Below are 22141 nucleotides of genomic sequence, written 5' to 3' on the forward strand. Positions count from 1 at the left end.
AATTTAAGTTAATAAAACAAATAAGAGGAGTGTATTTTTTAATGAGAAAAACTAAAATGATTTGTACAGTTGGACCAGCTAGTGAAACTGATGAGATTTTATCAAAGATTATTGAGGCAGGAATGAATGCTTCAAGACATAATTTTTCACATGGTGACCATGAAGAACATAGAGGAAGAATAGAATCAGTTAAGAGATTATCTAAGAAATTAAATAAACAAGTAGCTATAATTCTTGATACTAAGGGACCAGAAATAAGAACAGGAGATTTTGAACCAAGCAAGCTTGAATTACAAATTGGAGCAGATTTTACAATCTATGCTGGTGAAGAAGTTATGGGAGATAAAACTAAATGTTCAGTAACTTATGCAGACCTTGCAAAGGATGTTAAGACTGGAGATACTATATTAATAGATGATGGTCTAGTTGGTTTATCAGTTAAATCAGTAGAAGGAAATAAAGTTCACTGTGTAGTTAACAATACAGGATTTGTAGGAAGCCATAAGGGCGTTAATGTTCCAGGAGTGTCAATAAATCTTCCAGCTTTAACTCCTAAGGATGAATCAGATCTTGTATTTGGTTGTGAAATGGGTGTTAATATGATAGCGGCTTCTTTCATAAGAAAAGCTGAGGATGTTTTCTCAATAAGAAAGTTATTAAAAGCAAATGGTGGAGAAGAGATACTTATTTGTTCAAAGATAGAAAATCAAGAAGGTGTAGATAATTTAGATTCTATATTAGAAGCATCAGATTCAATAATGGTTGCAAGAGGAGATCTTGGAGTTGAAATTCCAATAGAAAATGTACCAGCAGTACAAAAAATGATCATAGAAAAATGTAATGCTGCAGGAAAGCCAGTTGTTACTGCAACACAAATGCTTGACTCAATGATAAGAAATCCAAGACCAACAAGAGCTGAAGTTTCAGACGTTGCAAATGCTATATTAGATGGTACAGATGCAATAATGTTATCTGGAGAAAGTGCTAACGGTACATATCCTGTAGAAGCTGTTCAAACAATGGCTAAAATTGCTACAGAAACTGAAAAAAGATTACATTATAAATTAGCAGTTTCATCAGCTAAAAGTCATACACCAGCTAAATCAGGAGTTATTGCAAGAGCTACATGTAATTCAGCTGCTGAATTACAAGCAACAGCAATAATTTCATCAACTCAAAGTGGTGCAACTGCTAAGAGATTATCTCAATGTAGACCAGATTGTCCAATTATAGCTATAACTCCATCTGAAAATGTAGCTAAGAAGTTATGTTTCTCATGGGGAGTATATCCATTAGTTGCTAAGAGAATGGAATCTACTGATGAAATGATGGAAAAATCAGTTAAAATAGCAAAAGAAAACGGATTTGTTCAAAATGGAGATGTAGTAGTTATAGCTGCTGGAGTTCCAGTTGATAAAATCGGATCAACTAACTTAATGAAGTTTAGTATAGTTGAATAATATAACATAACATAATTTAAGTCCTTCTGAGAAATCAGGAGGACTTTTTTTAATTCTAAAAAATATTAAGAAATTCAAGTTCAAGAGTGGTATACATGGACCTAATGTTATCAAGAATATTTGGATTCTCTGTTTAATTGATATTATATGTTATAATAGCAATTATGTAGAGAGTCTAAATATATTTACAAGTTAATTAGAAGGAGTACAACATAGATGGAAGTAAAGTATAAAATTATTGCAAAAAAAATTGAAGAAAATATAATTGAAGGAAAGTATGATAATACTAAAAAACTCCCAACCGTTGAGGAATTAATGGAGATATATAAGGTAAGCCGAAGTACAATACGACAGGCTATTAATACATTAGTGGATAAAGGAGAAGTTTATCAAGTCCAAGGTAGTGGGATTTTCATTAGAGAAACTAAAAAAGACGGATTCATAAATATACAGTATATGAGAGGGTTAAGTGGAGATTTTATAAAGAATAAAATCAAAACAAAGGTACTCGAATTAAAAGTTATTAAGTCTGACAGAGAAATATCTGAAAAAATGAAGTGCAATGAAGGAACAGACTTATATTTTATAAAGCGATTAAGGTATCTAGATAATGATGCCTATACTGTGGAATATTCATATTATAATAAAGAAATAATACCATATTTAAACACAGAAATAGTTGAAGAATCAATATACTCATATATTTCTGAAAGCTTGAAGTTAAATATAGGGTTTGCAGATAAAATAATATATTGTGAACCGTTAACGCTTGAACATAGTAAGCTGTTAGGATTAAAAGAGGGAGACGGATCTCTTGTAATAGAAGATACAGTTTTCTTAACAAATGGACTAGTTTTCGATACGTCTAAGGTTATATATAATTATAAATTTGCAAAATTATTAAGTTTATCTAACTATAAGTGAGAAAAAAATTATTAAAGATGTTATACTGATAACACTTTTAACAGAGTACGAGATGCTTTTATATAGCAATCTCGTACTTTTTTTATTTTATAGATAACTATTTTTTAAATATGCGAAAATTATAAGAATAATGTCTAAAAGAGTTAAAAATAACTTTAATTGTTAGTTTACAAAAGGAATAAGATAGGATAACATATAATAGTGCGGATGAATTAAAAGTATAGATACCAATATAAAAAATACCGAAATATATTTAAGGGGGAAGATAAATGAAGTTTCCAAATGATTTTTTATTCGGAGCGGCGTCTGCTGCATATCAAATTGAAGGAGCATATAATAAGGATGGGAAAGGTATATCAAATTGGGACGTGTTTTCAAAAATGCCTGGAAAAACTTTTGAAGCAACCAATGGAGACGTTGCTATAGATCATTATCATAGATATAAAGAAGACATAAAATTAATGGCTGAAATGGGATTAGAATCGTATAGATTTTCTATCTCTTGGTGTAGGATTTTTCCAAATGGACAAGGCGAAGTTAATCAGGCTGGAATTAAATTTTATAATAATATAATTGATGAATGTTTAAAATATGGAATAGTCCCTTTTGTGACCCTATATCATTGGGATCTTCCAGAAGCTTTAGAATTGTATGGAGGATGGATAAACAAGAATACAATAGATGCATTTACAGCTTATGCAGAAATCTGTTTTAAAGCTTTCGGAGATAGGGTAAAACATTGGATTACATTCAATGAAACAGTTGTTTTCACTAAATTAGGATATATTCAGGGGGCACATCCACCAGCAATCGAAAATGATCAAAAGAAATATTTCCAAGCAATACACAATGTATTAGTTGCACATGCTAAATCAGTAGAAATATACAAAGAATTAAAGCAGTATGGAGAAATAGGAATAACTAATGTATTTACTCCGGCATTCAGCATAGATGACAATCTAGATAATATTGATGCAGCAAACCATGCAAATAACTATGAACTATATTTGTTCTATGATCCAGTATTAAAGGGAGAATACCCTGAATATGTTTCAAATCAACTTAAGGAAAGAGGAGTATTCCCAGAGACTACTGAGGAAGAGATGGATATTCTTAAAAGAAACTGTGAAAAGAATGATTTTATAGGATTGAACTACTATCAACCAATGAGAGTAGCTAGAAATTTTGATGTGGATTCAAAGGAAAAAGCAAGTGCAACAGGAGCGGCAGGTGGGGCATACTTTGATGGATATTTCAAAACGGTTGTTTTGCTTGATAAGAAGTATACAAAATGGGGATGGGAGATTTCAGCTGAAGCTTTTGTAGAGGGAACTAAGATGCTTAAGGAAAGATATGGAGACATCAAGCTTTATGTTACTGAAAATGGATTAGGAGATATAGATCCAATTGTTGGAGAAGAAATAATGGATACTGCACGAACTGAATTTATAGAGGAACATTTAAAGGCGTGCAAGGAAGCAATTAGACAAGGGATAAACATTAAGGGTTATTATGCTTGGTCTGTAATAGACTTGTTAAGCTGGCTAAATGGATATAAAAAGCAATATGGGTTTATCTATGTAGACCACGATAATAATCTTGCTAGAAAGAAAAAATACTCTTTTAATTGGTACAAAGGTGTTATTGAAAATAGAGGAGAAAATCTTTAAAATAAAAAAATTACAATTAATTTTTTTGATATTATTGTATAAAATATTCTAAAATAAGGTATAATTAGTACATGGAATTAATTGGCAACTGATTCGATATTTGCATCCGAAAGGGTGCATTTTTTTTGCCCACAAATGGCATTGATATTATGATATAATTTATTGAAGTATAATAATAGAGGGTGTGTTTAAATTGGTTGAAAAGAATAAAGAATATGTTTTAAATGTAATCAATGAAGGATATGAAGGAGAAGGAATAGCGAAAGTAGAAGGCTATCCAATTTTTATAGAGGGCGCTTTAACTGGAGAAAAAGTTAAGGTTAAAATAGTAAAAACAAAGAAAACCTATGGATATGGTAAAATCGTTGAGATTATTGAAACAGTAGAGGATAGAGTTGAGCCAAAATGTGTGAACTTTAAACAATGTGGTGGATGTTCAATCCAACATATGAGTTACAAAAAGCAGCTTTCTTTTAAATTGGGAAGAGTTAAGGATTGCTTATCTAAGATAGGGGGATTGTCTGAGGATATAGTTAAGGATCCATTAGGAATGGAGAATCCGTATAGATACAGGAATAAAGTGCAATTACCAATAGGAAAAGTCAATGGAGAGGTAGTAGTAGGATTTTATGCTGCAAGAAGCCATAACATAATTAATATAAAGAATTGTCTAATACAGGATGAAGTGGCAGATAAGGTTTCTTCATTAACTAGAAAATGGATAAATAAAAATCATATTGAACCTTCGACTATTGATGGAGTATTTAATCCTAAAGGGATACTTAGGCATATAATGATTAGAAAAGGTTTTAAAACAGGGGAAGTAATGGTAGTCTTAGTTGCGACTACTAAGGATGTACCCTTCATAGAGGAGTTTAAAGAGCTTATTGTTAGTTCTATAGAGGGAATTAAGAGTATAATGCTTAATGTTAATCCTAAGGAAACAAATGTTATTTTAGGAGATAAAAATATAACTCTTTATGGTGGAGATACTATTCAAGATTACATAGGTGGATTTAGATTTTATATTTCACCAGGATCATTTTTTCAGATAAATCCTATGCAAACTAAGGTTCTTTATAATAAAGTATTAGAATTTGCAGATTTAACTGGAGAAGAGACTGTTTTTGATGTTTATTGTGGAACGGGGTCAATTACCTTGTTTTTATCAAAGAAAGCAAAAATAGTTTATGGAGTTGAAGTAATAGACGAAGCAATTTACAACGCAAAGGAAAATGCTAAAATTAATAATGTGGATAATGTTAAATTTGCTGTGGGTAAAGCTGAAGAAGTTATTCCTGCCCTAATTAAGAAGGGAATTAAAGCTGATGTTATTGTTGTTGATCCACCTCGTAAAGGCTGTGATATTAAATTACTTGACGCTATAGGACAAACAAAACCTAAGACAATTGTTTATGTTTCATGTGATCCTAGCACTTTGGCTAGAGACTTGAAGATTCTTCAAGGTTACGGGTATAAGACTATTGAAGCCCAACCTATTGACATGTTTGGGCAAACTTCCCATATAGAATGTGTTGTGAAGTTAAAACAAATGATATAAATAAGCATTGGGTCAAAAAATCAACTAATCAATCATATTAGTTAATAAAAACAGAAACATTTAAAAATGTTTCTGTTTTTTTTGATTCAGTAACATATGTTACTGAAAATATAATTATAGATTAGTATAATAATCTCATAGAGAAGCACATATAGTGCTTACAAAAGTAAAAAAGGGAGGATTAATTATATGTCTATGTTTTGTTATCAATGTCAAGAAGCAGCAAACTGTAAAGGCTGTACTGTAAAGGGAATGTGTGGTAAGACTGAAGATCTTGCAAAGGCTCAGGATTTACTAATTTATATAACTAAAGGAATATCTATATTCAGTGTAAAGGCTAGAGAGAATGGGATAGTTAATAAGGAAGTAGATAATTTTATAATGGAAAGTTTATTTGCAACTATAACTAATGCAAATTTTGATAAAAATGTGTTTATTGAAAGAATAAGAAAAGGCTTAAGCTTAAGGGAAGAAGTAAAACAAGCACTTCTCAAAGCTAATGTTAAGTTAAGCAATAAAGATGAGAATTCTAATTGGCTTAAAAAAATATTTAATACATTTGGATTAAAGAAGGAAGAGGAATTAAACTTACCTGATGCAGCAATTTGGTTTTCTAACGATATAAAAGCTTTTAATGAAAAAGCAGGGAAAGTTGGAGTACTTGCAACAGAGAATGAGGACATAAGATCATTAAGAGAATTATTAACTTATGGACTTAAGGGTATGGCAGCATATGTTAAGCATGCTAATAATCTTGGATATGATGAAGAAGGAATTCATGCATTTACTCAAAAAGGATTAGCAGCTACTTTAGATGATAGTTTAGGCGCAGATGAACTTGTAGCGTTAGTACTTGAATGTGGTAAGTTTGGTGTTGATGCCATGGCATTACTAGACAAGGCTAATACTTCTAGTTACGGAAATCCTGAAATAACAAAAGTTAATATAGGAGTTAAAAACAATCCTGCTATATTAATTAGTGGACATGATTTAAAGGATATAGAAGAGTTATTAAAGCAGACAGAAGGGACTGGGGTAGACGTGTATACTCATAGCGAAATGCTTCCAGCTAACTACTATCCTGCATTTAAAAAGTACAAGCATTTAGTAGGTAATTACGGAAATGCATGGTGGAAGCAAAATGAAGAATTCCAAAGTTTTAACGGACCGATACTTATGACTACAAACTGTATTGTAACTCCAAGAGATTCTTATAAAGATAGATTATACACTACAGGAGTAACCGGGTTTGAAGGCGTTAAGCATATAGTAAATGGAAGAAATGGAGAATCAAAAGATTTTTCTATAATAATTAACCAGGCTAAACAATGTGCAGCACCTAAGGAAATTGAAAAAGGTGAAATAGTAGGAGGTTTTGCTCATAATCAAGTAATAGCTCTTGCAGATAAGATTGTAGATGCAGTTAAAACTGGAGCAATAAAGAGATTTTTTGTAATGGCAGGCTGTGATGGAAGAATGAAGAGCAGAGATTACTACACAGAATTTGCTGAGAAATTACCAAAGGATGCAGTTATACTTACAGCAGGCTGTGCAAAATATAAATATAACAAATTAGATTTAGGCAATATTGGTGGAATTCCAAGAGTACTAGATGCTGGTCAATGTAATGATTCATATTCATTAGTAGTAATAGCACTTAAGCTAAAAGAAGTGTTTGAATTAGATAATATAAATGACCTTCCGATTTCTTATAATATTGCATGGTACGAGCAAAAGGCAGTTATAGTATTACTTGCATTATTACATTTAGGTGTTAAGAAAATTCATTTAGGGCCAACACTACCAGCATTTTTATCACCAAACATAGTGAAAGTATTGGTTGATAACTTCGGTATTGCAGGAATAACTAATGCAGATGATGACATCAAGATGTTCATGGAAAACTAATACTTAGGAATAGATAAAAGGATTAAGCAAGATTTGCTTAGTCCTTTTTGATGTAAGATTTAACAAATACAAAAGAAGGTAGCATGCTATTGCAGATTCAACAGAAATACTATTGAAAAGACCCTAGAATAGTAGAATATTTCATAAAAAATTATGTTAAAGTTTGGATTTAAGGAAATGAATGGTATAATTATGTAAGAAAAAGAGAGTAGTTAAGATAAAAATCTGGGGGTTTCATAGAATGCATATAAAACGAGTGCGAAGTTTTAGGAAAGCAGTTTATTTTCAGCTTATATTTATGATAGTAATAACTGCAGGAATATTAGGATATTTGTGGATTCATAGTGAGTATACTAATTTTAGTCAGGAATCCAAGAAAGAAGAAAAAGAATTTATTAGTAATCAACAAACTATTATTAAAAATGAAGTAAATAGTCAGATTGATTATATTCAATATATGAGAGTACAGGCAGAAGATAGATTAAAGGAAAACGTAAAAAACAGGACTTATGAGGCTTATGATATTGCCATGAATATTTAGAATCAAAATAAAGATACGAAAAACAAGCAAGAAATTCAAAAATTAATTACAGATACTCTAAGAGATATACGCTTCAATAATGGAAGAGGATATTATTTCATGGATACCTTAGAAGGTGATGTAATATTATATCCAGTTATGCCTGAAAGTGAAGGAAGTAATATCTTGGAGCTTAAAGATGCTAAAGGAAATTATGCCTTACAAGATGAGATAAATTTAGTGAATGAGCAAGGTGAAGGGTACACAACAGGATACTGGATAAATCCTAATTATAATGATAATGAAGGATATAAAAAGATTACCTTTGTGAAAAAATTTGAGAAATATAACTGGTATATAGGAACTGGAGAGTACGTAGATGATGTGGAAAAGGATATACAGCAAGAAATTTTAGATAGGGTTGATGTAATTAGATTTGGTAGTGAAAATGATAATTACATATTTATTGATAATTTTGATGGGGTTGAGCTTTGCAATGGTGTGTATAAAGAGTACGTGGATAAAAACATTTGGGATTTAGAGGATAAAAACGGAACGAAAATAATACAGGAACAAATTACTATCGCAAAAAATTCACAGGATGGGGGATTTATGACACATTATTGGAAAACACCAGATACAACAGATGTTTTTCAAAAAATGACTTTTGTAAGAGCGGTACCAGAATGGAATTGGGTAATAGGTTCAGGCGTACAGTTTGATGAACTTGTAAATACTATACAAGAGAATGAAAGTAAAATGAAAGAAGAAGTAATGAATAGGATTAAAAATATTGTTGGAATAGTGGTATTAGTAATGTTAATGGCCTTTATTATAGCTAAGACTTTTGTAAAAAGAATACAGAAAAGTCTTGATATATTTTTTGATTTTCTAAATAATGCTTCGTGGAATTACATAAAAATAGATGAGCAAAAAGTGGGATATTCTGAATTTAAAGATTTGGGAATTGCAATAAACTTAATGATTAATGAGAGAGACAGGATAGAGAAAGCGATAAGGAGGATGAATAATGAACTTAATGTTCGTGTTCAGGAAGGGTCGAAGGAGTTAGAAGAGTTAAATTCAAATATTGATAAAAAATTGGATGAAAAAACTTTGGAATTAAGGAATCTACTAAACATGGATGGACTTACTCAGATGTATAATCATAAATACATGTTTGAAAGATTGGAAAATGAGATTATCAAAGCAATCGAGGATAATGAAAAAATATGCATTATCATGTTTGACATTGATTATTTCAAGAATATAAATGATAATTATGGACATCAATGCGGTGACCAGGTTCTCACTAGGATTGCAAGTATATTAAAAGAACAGATTAGAGAAGTTGATATTGTTGGTCGATATGGAGGGGAAGAGTTTATTGCGATTATTACTAATGCAGACATGGAAACAGGATATAATATTGTGGAAGGAATCAGAAAAAAAATTATTGATATGAAGTTTAAAGAAAAAGGATTATCTGTAACAATTAGCGGTGGAATTGTTGAATATTGTTCTCAAACTGCTATTGAAATGGTTAAGTTGGCAGATGATAAATTATATGAAGCAAAAAGAAAAGGACGAAATAGGATTCAAAAATAGTGGAGGGAAAATGGTGATTAAAGTTGAAGATTTGGCATTTAGCTATACGGATAAACCGTTTCTTGAAAATATTAATTTCCAAGTAGAAAAGGGAGAAATATTTGGATTCCTTGGGCCTTCTGGAGCAGGGAAAAGTACACTTCAGAAGGTACTAACAGGATTATTAACTTCCTACAGTGGAAGTGCAGTTGTGAATGGTATGGAAAGCAAAAAGCATGATAATAGTTTTTATGAGAAAATTGGCGTGGATTTTGAGTTTCCAAGCTTGTATGAAAAACTTACAGCCAAGCAGAATTTGGAGTTCTTTGGATCTTTGTATAAAAAGAGAGATAGATCTATTGATGAATTACTTGAAAGAGTTGGACTACAAAATGATTCAGATAAAAAGGTATCTGCATATTCTAAGGGAATGAAATCTAGACTAAATTTTATAAAGTCATTGCTCCATGAACCAAATATTTTGTTTTTAGATGAACCTACCAGTGGATTGGATCCTACAAATAACCGAAAGTTAAAAGATATTATTTTGGAAGAGAAGAAAAAGGGAACAACAATTATTTTAACAACTCATAATATGGAGGATGCCACAGAACTGTGTGATAGAGTGGCTTTTATTGTGGATGGAAAAGTGAAGGCGTTAGATACACCTCACAATTTGATTATGAGAAAGGGTGCATCTAAAATATATTATACCTATATGGAAAATGGAGAGAAGCAAGGGGAGTGCCTGTTAGAAGATACTTGTAATGACATTATGCTTAAAAAACTACTGCTAGAAAATAGAATTACGTCTATTCATAGCAGTGAACCTAATTTAAATGATATTTTCATGGATGTGACTGGGAGAGTGTTGCAATGAGACTTAAGAATTTAATCATTGGAGATATAAAATTCCAAATGAAATATGGATTTTATTTTATATATTCAGTGCTAGTAGTTTTTTATATTTGCCTTCTATCCATATTTAAAGAGACCTGGAGAGAAAAGGCTGCTACAGTAATGATATTTTCAGACCCTGCAGCTATGGGAATGTTTTTTATGGGAGCGATTGTGCTACTTGAAAAGAGTCAGAGAGTATTAAATTCTATTGCAGTATCACCCGTAAAGGTATCTGAGTATATACTTAGCAAAGTAATATCCATTGGTAGTATTTCCTCCATAGTAGCTTTAGCTATTGCACTGGCAGGAGGAATGGGTAACTATTTTATATTGACCTTAGCCACATTTTTTGGCTCTGCATTATTTACTATGATAGGACTTATTATTTCTACTAAGATCAATAGTTTGAATCAATTTATAATTGCTACATTACCATTTGAAATAATATGCTTCATTCCCCCTATTGCATATATTTTTGGATACGGGAATGATTGGCTGTTACTACACCCAGGGACTTCATTAATATGTATGATAAATGGAGACTTTTCTTATATACTCATAAATATAGTAGTTTTAGCAGGATGGCTTGTTCTATTGATGATTTTTACGGTAAAAGTAGTTAAAAAAATGTTCCGTAGTGTGGGAGGGGTTAAATTATGAAAGCAGTATGGATATCTTTCAAGCAACTATTACAACAAATGGCATCAGATGCTATGCTGGTTATTATATGTTTTGCACCTTTTCTTTGTGGAGCAGTAATATATTTTGGAATCCCAGTTATTGAGGAAATAGTAACAGGATATTTTGGAAAAGCAGAAATTATTACACCTTATTATTTGATTTTTGATTTAATGATGGCAGTTTTGGCCTCTATGCTGTTCTGTTTCGTATCAGCCATGATAGTGTTGGGCGAAATAGATGACAATATTTCAGGATATATGTTTTTGACTCCTCTTGGAAAGAGAGGATATTTAATATCTAGGTTTGGAATTCCAACACTTATGTCAATGATTATTACAATGATTATTCTTTCAATATTTTCCCTTACAGAGATGTCGTTTTTCATGATTATTGAAATTGCGGTCCTTGCCTCAATTATTGGAATGCTTATTGCATTTATGATAGTTGCTCTTGCCACAAATAAGGTGGAAGGTATGGCTGTAAGCAAACTTTCTGGTTTTTTGATTATGGGTGCATTTGGGCCTTTTTTTTTAATAGGAAATAATCAATATATCCTTTCTATACTACCAACTTTTTGGATGGCTAAATTTGCAATGACCGGTAGTATTATTTATATGGCTATTACCTTATTTGAATCTGCTTTTTGGATATTTGTTTTATTGAAATTATTTTTGAAGAAATTATCTTAATATTTTTATTTTAGACAGTTAGTAATTTTGCAGGTACAATGGGATGGTAAACATATACATAGTGGTAAAAACATATAGGAAAGGAGCATTGATTATTAAAGAATTATTAAACAAGGAAATAATAGAAAAGAAGATTAATATTTCTAATAATATTAAATATTTTATCTTAATAGTTTATGCTTCATCATTTATAATATTTGGTCTGCTAATAGATAGACCTTCAGAAATAATTAAGGGCCTTTATAATATTATAAAGGAGCCAGGAGTCCTTATCACAGATTATATTGCAATTGGAGGAATAGGAGCTACCTTTGTTAATTCAGGATTATTAACTCTAATAGTTATTTTAATTCTTTATGGATTAAGAATGGATCTTAATGGTAGAGCTATGGCAGCTATATTTTTTATAGCGGGATTTTCTTTATTTGGGAAAAATATTTTTAATGTATGGTTAATTATTATAGGGGTATGGCTATATTCAAAAATTAGAAAAGAAGATTTTTCTAAATATATATATGTAGCTCTTTTTGGGACAAGTATGTCACCAACCATTACTGAACTTATGTTTAGTATAGATCAGCCATTAATAATTAGAATTTCATTAAGCATTATAATTGGATTAGGTATAGGATTTGTTTTACCTGCTTTGTCTACATACATGTTAAAGGTCCATCAGGGTTTTAACTTATACAATGTTGGATTTACTTCAGGTATAATAGGTACTATTTTATTTTCATTATTTAAATCTTATGGATTTGAATCTAAAAGCAAATTAGTATGGAGTACAGGCAATAATACGATGTTAGGAACATATTTAACTATTATATTTCTATCTATGATTATTGTCGGGTTTTATTTAAATGGAAAAACATTTCGTAATTTAAAAAATATTTATAAATATTCAGGAAAATTATCAACTGACTTTATTATATTAGAAGGATTTGGAGTTAGTTTTATTAATATGGGGTTAAATGGTTTTGTAGGAATGATATATGTTCTTTTAGTTAAAGGTGAACTAAATGGTCCTACTGTGGGAGGCATCCTTGGAATTGTAGGATTTAGTGCCTTTGGTAAACATGTTAAAAATATTATTCCTATTTTTATAGGTGTTTTCTTAGGAAGCTTAACTAAAATATGGAATATAAATGATCCTATAATATTATTAGCAGCCTTATATGGAACTTCTCTTGCGCCTATATCAGGAGAGTTTGGATGGAAATATGGAATAATAGCAGGTTTTATAAATTCTTCAGTTCTTCTAAATGTAGGTATTTTACATGGAGGGTTAAATTTATATAACGCTGGGTTTTCTGGAGGAATAGTAGCAGCTACAATGCTACCAATTATAAGAGCACTGAGAAAGGAAGAGGTAGAATAACGTATCCTACGAAAAATGAAAAATAAACTTGTGATGTGTTATAATAGTTTAAAAATAAAAAACAAGAGAAACCAAATAACATATGGAGAAGCAATTGATTATATATGATCAATTAATAAGAAAGTGAGGTAGCAAACGGTGTATTTTTATATATGGTCCTTTTTCATTTATTCATTTTTAGGATGGTGCGTAGAAGTTATTTATGCCACTGTCAACAGTAGAAAATTTGTAAATCGCGGATTCTTAAATGGTGCTGTTTGTCCTATTTATGGATTCGGAGTCGTTATTATAATTGCCTGTTTAACACCTTTGAAGGATAATATAATTTTTGCATATATAGGTTCAGTTCTTTTAATTTCATCCTTGGAATTGATAACGGGGTGGCTATTAGAAAAAAGTTTTCATCAGAAGTGGTGGGATTATTCTGATATGAAATTCAATATTAATGGGTATGCTTGTCTGAAATTTTCTTTAATGTGGGGACTTGCGTGTTTGTTGATTTTAAATATTATAGATCCAATTATATATAAAATGATTACTTTAATACCTGTTACCATAGGGAATATATTTCTTGGAATGTTCTTTATTTTGATAATAATAGATGTAATTGTGACAATTCAGTCTGTAATTAACCTTAACAAGGTTCTTAAACAGCTAAATGAAATTGCTCTTAAAATGAGAAGATTTTCGGAGGAATTTGGAGAAAAAATATCCTCAGGAAGTATTTCGTTTTTGGAAAAGGGTGAAGAATTAAAAAATGTGCTGAATGAAGGTAGGTCATACACTAGTAGAGTTGTAGAAGAAAAAGTAGAAATTATGGATCAAAGATTAGAAAAGGCTAAAGAACAGGTATATGAATTGGAAATCAAACGAAAGGAACTACTTAATAAGGGGATCTTTGGAGTTAAGAGATTAGTACAAGCATTCCCTAGAATGAAATCTAATTATTATAAAGAATTGATGGAAGAATTAAAAGAAAAAATTTCAAAGTATTAACCTAACAATTTATTATCGAAGCATTGTTTAGTTATTAAAGGAAGTGAATGGTAATGAAAAAGAAAATTGTGTTTTTTGATATAGATGGAACCCTTACAGGAAACAAAGGAAATGAAAATATTTGAATTGTTAAAAAAGAAATAGTAAATTTTTTATAAGAACTGTTTAGTGAAGGGGGAATATTAAAAAATGTTGCAAATTACTTGGATAGAATTTTTTTTAAGAGTTATTCCGGAGATGTTTATTGTAATATGGGGGATACACATAGTAGCTAGGAAAACTTTTGATATACCAAAATACATATTTTCATGCATAGTATTGGCTTTATTAGCCTTTTTTATAAGGTCGTTACCTATATATTTTGGAGTACATATGATAATTAATATGATTTTGATTATAGGTATTATGGTTATGATTAAGTTTTCCTTAGTAAAAGCTATATATAGCACTTTATTAATGTTTTTTATGCTTTCTTTAAGTGAAGTTTTAAATATGGTGATATTAAACTTATTAAATATAAGTATGGATAATATAAGCCCAGTTCTAAAATGCGTATATGGAGTACCTTCGTTAATATTTTTATCTCTATTCATAATAATAATGAACTATCTATTAATAATTAAAGAAGGAAAAAAAGATAACTATAACTAAAAAAATAGCATTATATTACTTTAAAGCTAGGAAGTTTTACCTATAATACAAGGAGCGTTTCTTTATGAAAGTTGTTGGAAATAAATCAGAAGATAAATTATCATTAATGTTAGCCATTGTGAAAATTTCAATTATAGTATTTACTAGTATAATTATATATATTAATATACCTAAATATTGGACTTATTTTAATATACAAAGCAGTGGACAAGTTAATTTATATCAGGCAGGATTTCTTTTGTGTAATACTGGATTATGTTATATTAGTTGGTTAATAATTAATCGTAAAATATTACAATCATCAAATATATTCAGAATTTCTTGGTTAGCAGAAAACATTTTTTTTATGCTTATTATTTCTGTACCAATATGCTTATCTGCAGTTTATGAGAGAGAATATAAATATCTGTTTATATTATTGATAATATATTCAGTTATTCAATATGGATCTCGATATGGGTTTATAACCTCGCTTTTTTCTTCACTTTCTATACTGGGTGCGGATCTATTATATTTCCCACTAAAAGATGGTATTAATGTATATTTTCAAAAGGATTTAATAGTGACTGGAATATTCATTTTTATTGCATGGATCGTTGGATACTATGTTGACATGGAGTATGAAAACAATAGGAGGAAGGATGAAACACTAAATATACTAAATACTAAATTAGAAGAAAAAAATAAAAGTAGAAGAGACATGGAATCAATATTACTAAAAAATAAAATTTGTTATGATATGTTATTTGAAAATTCTTTGAATTCTATTATTTTACATAAAGACGGAATAATCCTATATGCGAACGAAAGCGCGACACAGTTGCTAGGATATGAAAATCCTATAGAGTTAAATGGAGAAGATTTTTATAGTCACTGTTGTGAAGATGCTAAATTAAATATGGAAAAAAGATATTCAAACATTACAAAGAATAGTCTTTCAAAGATCATAGAAGAAGAAGACCTATTAAACTGTAAGGGAGAATGTATTCCAGTACGCAATACATCATCAGTTTTTATTTACAAAGGAATACCTTCAGTATTAACATTTCTACTTGATATTACAGCAGAAAGAAAAGTAGAGACATTAGAACGGGATAGAGCAAAAAATTTAAAGATACTTAATGAGACAAGGGAATTTAATATTATTATAATGGATTTTTTCACTAATATGTCCCATGAACTAAAAACCCCTGTAAATGTTATTTATGTTGCAATTCAAACTATAGATATGTATTTAAATAAATATAAGCTAGAGGATATAGAAAAATGCATATCCTACTTAAAGATAATGAAACAAAATTGCCTGAGAATGATTAGGTTGATAAATAATCTTCTAGATATAGCTAAATTGGATTCTGGATACATCAAAATTAATAAAACAAATGGTAATATTGTAAGTGTTGTAGAAGATATCATTCAATCAGTGGTATGTTATGGGAAAAGTAAAGAAATAGAAATTATATTTGATACAGATATTGAAGAAAAGATTATGGGTTTTGATCATGATATGATAGAACGTATAATGTTGAATTTAGTATCTAATGCATTTAAATATAGTAATTTGAGAGGGCGAATATATGTTGATGTAATAGATGAAGAATCAAGTGTTGTCATTAAAGTAAAAGATCAAGGAGCTGGTATTCCAAAAAGTAAACTTGATGTTATATTTGAACGTTTTGGACAGGCAAATTCGTCACTTTCTAGACAGTGTGAAGGAACTGGGATAGGGCTATATCTAGTGAAATCTTTTATAGAGATGCATGATGGTAAAATAAGTGTTATAAGCAATGAAGGGAAAAGCACTGAGTTTTCAATAGTATTGCCTTCGAAATTAGTTGAAAATGAAGATTATGTAGATAACGTTTTTTTCGAGACTAATGTAGAGAGGATAGAAATAGAGTTTTCTGACATATATTCAATGTGAATAGTATAATTAAAAGAAGACATTCATAATTTTTAGTTAGAGAATGAAGTAATTGAAAAATATATTTTGATGAGAGTTTATTTAATGTAAACTCTTATTTTTTTAGTAAAAAAAGTTAAAGAAAGAAGGAATTTATAATATATTATAGAATAATACATTGTATGATAAAAATAAAGTTAAGAAGTACAATATATGTATAAAATTGTTTGAATGTAGCTTAAATTTATATAATAAATATTAAAGAGAGGATATGGAAAAATGTTGAAACTTACTTGGATAGAATTTTTTTTAAGACTTATTCCAGAAACATTTATTTTAATAGGGGGTATACATATAATCTCTAGAAAATCTTTTGATATGCCTAAATATATATTTTCAAGTATAGTAATGGCTATATTAAGCTTCTTTATAAGGTGGCTTCCTATATATTTTGGGGTACATATGATGATTAATGTAATATTGACCATATGTGCAATGGTAATTATTAACATTGGAATAATGAGAGCTATATATAGTACTTTGTTAATAACGTTCCTACTAGCTTTAAGTGAATTTTTAAATATGATAGTGTTGAATTTACTAAATATAAATATTGAATCTTTAAGTCCTTTTATAAAATGTTTATTTGGTGTACCATCATTAATTATGATGTCGCTATTTATAATAGCAATTAATTGGTTTCTAAAAAGGAAAGAAGGAATAAAATATGTCTCTAACTGAAAAAATTGCAGTTAAAATAGGCAACAATGCTAAGTTGTTCTTGAATGCTGATGAAGATAAAGAACAAGTTATTGTATATGGTGCAATAAATTTAATTCAAACTATATTTGCTGTTTTATGGGTAATAATTGCCAGTTTGTTTTTTGGAGTACTTTATGAGGCTTTAATATTTTCTATTGTTGTTAGCATTTTAAGAAAATATTCAGGTGGTGTACATTCTTCTTCATCAAGTCGTTGCATTATAATAGGTACAATTTTAGCAGTGGTAGCAGGAATATCCATTGATAAGTTATTTTATAAATTTAATATGCCCACTGTAATAGTAAGTAACATAGCTTTCATGGCATTTGCCTTCATAATAGTTACAAAAAATGCACCTGTAGACAGTATTAAGAAACCTATTACCAATAGGGAAATTAAAAAACAATTTAAAAAGAAATCTATTATTGTAATATTTATTTTTTCACTTATAATCGTAATTTTATGTGCATTTAGTAAAACGCACTCAGAATTATTTTATATAAAAGTTATAGAAAGTATTAGTTTTGGAATACTATGGCAGTCTATTACACTTACTAAAATTGGGATAAGCATTCTAAACAAAGTCGATTTTGTTTTGAAATATATAATGGAAGGCGGTGAATAATATGAAAAATAAAATTAATAACTTATTTGTTAAACTTACATCAAATGTTTGTACAAAAATAGCATTTTCAGTTTCAGCATCAGCTTGTTCTTGGGGTTTTTTTCAACCAGAAGAACCTAAGTGCTTAAGAAAATAGGGAATAAAAAATTTAGTTCAACCAATATTGAAGGTAAAAATTGTTGATATATTTAGTCAACAATTTTTACTTTTGATTTTATGTATTTTTTCTATAATACTAGGAGGTCACCTTGTGAAAACTATTAAAAATAAAAACGAAAATAATTTATCTATTATGCTATCTATTGTGAAAAGTGCAATAATAGTATTTATTAGTATAATCATATATATTAATTTGCCTAAATATTGGGTTGATTTAAATATAAATAGGAATGGTCAATTCAATTTGTATACTACAGGATTGTTTTTATGTATTATTGGGATATCCTACTTAATTTGGTTGATAATTAATTATAAGGTATCACAATCATCAAATTTATTTAGAATATCTTGGCTATTAGAAAACATTTTTTTTATGACTAGTATTTCTTTAGCAATATATTTATCTACAATTCATGAAAGTGAATATAAATATGTATTTCTATTATTAATAATATCTTCAGTTATTCAATATGGTTCGCATTATGGAATTATAACCTCACTTCTTTCTTCATGTTGTATACTTGGAGCAGATTTATTATATGCGCCACTAACAGAGGGCATTAATTTATATTTACAAAAGGATTTAATAATGACGGGAGTATTTATTATTGTTGCATGGATTCTTGGATATTATGTTGACATGGAGTATGAAAATAATAAAAAAAGAGATGAAACACTTAGCATACTAAGCACTGAACTAGAAGAAAAAAATAAACAGAGACAAAGTATGGAATCCATATTATTAAAAAATAAAATTTGTTATGATATGCTGTTTGAAAATTCTTTGAATTCTATTATTTTACATAATGAAGGAATAATAATATACGCGAATAAAAGCGCAGCCCAATTGCTGGGATATAAAAATCCGATAGAGTTAAATGGGAAAAGCTTTTATAATCATTACTCCGAAGATATAAAATTAAATATTGAAAATAAGTATTTAAATATTAGTGGTAATGAGCTTTCAAAGATTATTGAAGATGAGAATATATTAAACTGTAATGGAAACTTTATTCCAGTACGTAACACATCATCATTTTTTACGTACAAAGAGAAAGCTTCAGTATTAACTTTTTTAATTGATATAACTTCAGAAAGAAAAGTAGAAATCTTAGAGCAGGATAGTGAAAAGAATTTAAAATTACTTAATGAAACAAGAGAATTTAATAGTATTATAATAGACTTTTTTACTAATATGTCTCATGAACTTAAAACACCTGTTAATGTTATCTATGGTGCTATACAAACTATAGATATGCATTTAGATAATTATAATCTAGATAGTAATATAGACAAATGCAAATCCTATTTAAAGATAATGAAACAAAATTGTCTTAGAATGATTAGGTTGATAAATAATCTTCTAGATATAGCTAAATTGGATTCTGGATACATCAAAATTAATAAAACAAATGGTAATATTGTAAGTGTTGTAGAAGATATCATTCAATCAGTGGTATGTTATGGGAAAAGTAAAGAAATAGAAATTATATTTGATACAGATATTGAAGAAAAGATTATGGGTTTTGATCACGATATGATAGAACGTATAATGTTGAATTTAGTATCTAATGCATTTAAATATAGTAATTTGAGAGGGCAAATATATGTTAATGTAATAGATGAAGAATCAAGTGTTGTCATTAAAGTAAAAGATCAAGGAGCTGGTATTCCAAAAAGTAAACTTGATGTTATATTTGAACGTTTTGGACAGGCGAATTCCACCCTTTCTAGACAGTGTGAAGGAACCGGAATAGGGCTATATCTAGTGAAATCTTTTATAGAGATGCATGATGGTAAAATAAGTGTTATAAGTAATGAAGGGGAAGGCACTGAATTTTCAATAGTATTACCTTCGAAATTAGTTGAAAATGAAGATTATGTAGATAACGTTTTTTTCGAGACTAATGTAGAGAGGATAGAAATAGAGTTTTCTGATATATACTCAATATAAATGTGGTATAGTAGATTTCATCGATATATTAATAAAAGGCAAACGAGCTTAAGAGGGCTAAGTCAACAAAGCTTACAAAAAATAAATTATCGAATAAAGTTGAACTGTGCTGGAAATAATAATATATGAAAGAGGGTGATATATATGGGTTTTTTACGTTGGTTAGGAGGAATAGTAATATTTTTCTGGTTATTAGGATTTTTACTTAAAATCGGTGGAGGCATGATACATCTGTTGATCGTCGTAGCTGCCATAGTATTTCTTATTGATTTTATTTTCGGTAGAAAAAAATCTTAAAGAATATTTATGGAATAGTAATTTAAATCTTGTATCATCATTTTATATGGTGATCCAGGATTTTTTTCGGTATAAAAAGAGATAGTGGATAGATGTGTTTGCAAATGGATTGTAAACCGTGACATAAGTTAGGGTTTACAATATAAAGGTTATGGATTATTATGTATATAGGAAAGAAAATATTGGAAGAGGGATATATTTTATGAAAAAGACAAGAAATTTAATTTTAGTAGCTATGTTTGCGGCTTTAGCAGCGATTGGTGCATTTATTAAGGTGCCGATACCATATGTGCCTTTTACCCTTCAATATCTATTTTGTGCCTTAGCTGGCGTAACTTTAGGCTCAAGACTAGGAGCTTTGTCACAAATAGTCTATGTGGCTATTGGACTTCTGGGAGTACCTGTTTTTACTGAAGGCGGAGGTTTCAATTATATATTTAAACCTACCTTTGGGTATCTTATTGGCTTTATCATAGCGGCTTATGTTATAGGCAAAATAAGAGAAAATATTAAGAAGCTAACTTTTATTAAGGCAATATTTATGCTGCTTTCAGGTTTGTTTTTTATATACTTATTTGGAGTTGTATATTTATATATTAGTTATAATTTATATATGGGAAAAGATATTTCTTTTTATTTCGCGTTTTTTTATGGTTTTGTAGTTTGTATAGCTGGCGATTTGCTACTAACAGTATTTGCAGCCTATATCTCAATAAAACTATTATCTGTATTAAGGAAATGTGGATATATTGATTAATAAAATGGTAAGTGAATTAAAGATGGAGGTTAGAAAAAGTGACTAAGGGAGTATTTATAGTTGGAACGGATACTGATGTGGGTAAAACTATTGTAACTGCGGGACTTATACATGTTCTCAGGAGTAATGGATTATTTTAAAGCCTCATTAAGTGGTGCTTTGCAAATAGGCAAGGATATTATTCCAGGTGATACTAAGCTTGCTTGTGAAGTTAGCAATTTAGAAGAGGACTATGAAAATATTACACCATATGTTTATAGGGCCGCAGTATCCCCTCATATTGCAGCAAAATTAGAGAATACCCCTATGGATTTAGATATAGTAAAAAAAAAGTATGCTTATTTAAAGGAAAAGTATGATTTTATAATTGCTGAAGGTAGTGGTGGAATAGTATGTCCGTTGATAGACGATGAAAGAGGAGTATATCTCCTTGAGAATCTTATTAAGGATTTAAATATGAGTGTTATTATTGTTGCAAGGGCCGGGGTTGGAACAATAAATCATTCGGTGCTAACAGTAAAATATATAGAATCATTAGGAATTAAAATCAAAGGTATTATAATAAACAACTATAAAGAGAATCTAATTTGCGATGATAATATTAATATGATAGAAAAACTTACTAAAGTGCCTATTATAGGAAAGTTTAAAAGTATGGAAAACTTAGAGGATACCATGATAGAAGATATAAGAACAAATGCCGAAAAGGCTTTTAGAGCTCAGATGATAATAGAATGTACTGAGGAATTATAATAAAGA

General features: G+C 29.4%; 19 protein-coding genes and 2 pseudogenes. All 21 read left to right on the top strand.

Going from position 1 to position 22141, the window contains the following annotated elements:
* Positions 1-41: 41 nt before the first annotated feature.
* The 21 genes and pseudogenes from pyk (at position 42) to bioD (ending at position 22135) form a co-directional block, all read left to right on the top strand.
* A complete protein-coding gene (pyk, locus tag CLVI_RS01125; protein WP_106058274.1) occupies positions 42-1460 on the top strand; it encodes a pyruvate kinase in 1419 nt (472 codons plus the stop codon).
* Positions 1461-1676: 216 nt separating this feature from the next.
* A complete protein-coding gene (locus tag CLVI_RS01130; RefSeq protein ID WP_106058275.1) occupies positions 1677-2384 on the top strand; it encodes a GntR family transcriptional regulator in 708 nt (235 codons plus the stop codon).
* 269 nt (positions 2385-2653) lie between these two features.
* Positions 2654-4054, top strand: a complete 1401-nt coding sequence (locus CLVI_RS01135; protein ID WP_106058276.1) for a glycoside hydrolase family 1 protein — start codon at positions 2654-2656, stop codon at positions 4052-4054.
* Positions 4055-4247: 193 nt separating this feature from the next.
* Positions 4248-5615, top strand: a complete 1368-nt coding sequence (gene rlmD / locus CLVI_RS01140; protein WP_106058277.1) for a 23S rRNA (uracil(1939)-C(5))-methyltransferase RlmD — start codon at positions 4248-4250, stop codon at positions 5613-5615.
* 189 nt (positions 5616-5804) lie between these two features.
* Positions 5805-7523, top strand: coding sequence for a hydroxylamine reductase (gene hcp / locus CLVI_RS01145; RefSeq protein WP_106058278.1), 1719 nt, complete (start codon positions 5805-5807; stop codon positions 7521-7523).
* A gap of 298 nt (positions 7524-7821) precedes the next feature.
* A pseudogene (locus tag CLVI_RS17760) lies at positions 7822-8769 on the top strand (cache domain-containing protein); the annotation flags it as partial.
* A gap of 450 nt (positions 8770-9219) precedes the next feature.
* On the top strand, positions 9220-9651 hold the full coding sequence (locus CLVI_RS17765; protein WP_242980514.1) for a GGDEF domain-containing protein: 432 nt from the start codon (positions 9220-9222) through the stop codon (positions 9649-9651).
* A gap of 13 nt (positions 9652-9664) precedes the next feature.
* The gene (locus CLVI_RS01160) at positions 9665-10510 is read left to right on the top strand and encodes an ABC transporter ATP-binding protein (RefSeq protein ID WP_106058377.1); all 846 of its coding nucleotides are present in this window, start codon (positions 9665-9667) and stop codon (positions 10508-10510) included.
* Positions 10507-11190: a fluoroquinolone export ABC transporter permease subunit gene (locus CLVI_RS01165; protein WP_106058281.1), complete on the top strand. Its 684-nt coding sequence runs from the start codon at positions 10507-10509 to the stop codon at positions 11188-11190. Before CLVI_RS01160 ends, CLVI_RS01165 begins: the two co-directional genes overlap by 4 nt.
* Positions 11187-11900, top strand: a complete 714-nt coding sequence (locus CLVI_RS01170) for an ABC transporter permease (RefSeq protein WP_106058282.1) — start codon at positions 11187-11189, stop codon at positions 11898-11900. Before CLVI_RS01165 ends, CLVI_RS01170 begins: the two co-directional genes overlap by 4 nt.
* Positions 11901-11961: 61 nt before the next feature.
* A complete protein-coding gene (locus CLVI_RS01175; protein ID WP_242980505.1) occupies positions 11962-13278 on the top strand; it encodes a DUF1576 domain-containing protein in 1317 nt (438 codons plus the stop codon).
* 138 nt (positions 13279-13416) lie between these two features.
* Entirely contained in the window at positions 13417-14274 is an 858-nt protein-coding gene (locus CLVI_RS01180) for a putative ABC transporter permease (RefSeq protein WP_106058284.1), read from the top strand.
* A gap of 189 nt (positions 14275-14463) precedes the next feature.
* Complete coding sequence (locus CLVI_RS01185; protein WP_106058285.1) at positions 14464-14925, top strand: hypothetical protein; 462 nt, start codon at positions 14464-14466, stop codon at positions 14923-14925.
* Between the two features lie 64 nt (positions 14926-14989).
* Entirely contained in the window at positions 14990-16849 is a 1860-nt protein-coding gene (locus CLVI_RS01190) for a sensor histidine kinase (RefSeq protein ID WP_106058286.1), read from the top strand.
* A gap of 258 nt (positions 16850-17107) precedes the next feature.
* Positions 17108-17569: a hypothetical protein gene (locus tag CLVI_RS01195; protein WP_106058287.1), complete on the top strand. Its 462-nt coding sequence runs from the start codon at positions 17108-17110 to the stop codon at positions 17567-17569.
* Complete coding sequence (locus CLVI_RS01200) at positions 17556-18215, top strand: accessory gene regulator ArgB-like protein (RefSeq protein WP_106058288.1); 660 nt, start codon at positions 17556-17558, stop codon at positions 18213-18215. The genes CLVI_RS01195 and CLVI_RS01200 overlap by 14 nt, the downstream gene beginning before the upstream one ends.
* 1 nt (position 18216) lies before the next feature.
* Positions 18217-18351 carry a cyclic lactone autoinducer peptide gene (locus CLVI_RS01205; protein WP_106058289.1) on the top strand — a complete coding sequence of 45 codons (135 nt, stop codon included), beginning with the start codon at positions 18217-18219 and terminating at the stop codon, positions 18349-18351.
* Positions 18352-18465: 114 nt separating this feature from the next.
* Positions 18466-20328 (top strand): ATP-binding protein, encoded by a 1863-nt coding sequence (locus CLVI_RS01210; protein ID WP_106058290.1) that lies wholly within the window; start codon positions 18466-18468, stop codon positions 20326-20328.
* A 144-nt stretch (positions 20329-20472) separates the two neighbouring features.
* Complete coding sequence (locus CLVI_RS01215; protein WP_106058291.1) at positions 20473-20625, top strand: lmo0937 family membrane protein; 153 nt, start codon at positions 20473-20475, stop codon at positions 20623-20625.
* Between the two features lie 202 nt (positions 20626-20827).
* On the top strand, positions 20828-21382 hold the full coding sequence (locus tag CLVI_RS01220) for a biotin transporter BioY (protein WP_106058292.1): 555 nt from the start codon (positions 20828-20830) through the stop codon (positions 21380-21382).
* A 38-nt stretch (positions 21383-21420) separates the two neighbouring features.
* Positions 21421-22135, top strand: a pseudogene (gene bioD, locus CLVI_RS01225) (dethiobiotin synthase).
* Positions 22136-22141: the final 6 nt, after the last annotated feature.

Origin of the sequence: Clostridium vincentii (assembly GCF_002995745.1) — a bacterium.
GTDB classification, from domain to species: Bacteria; Bacillota; Clostridia; order Clostridiales; family Clostridiaceae; genus Clostridium; species Clostridium vincentii.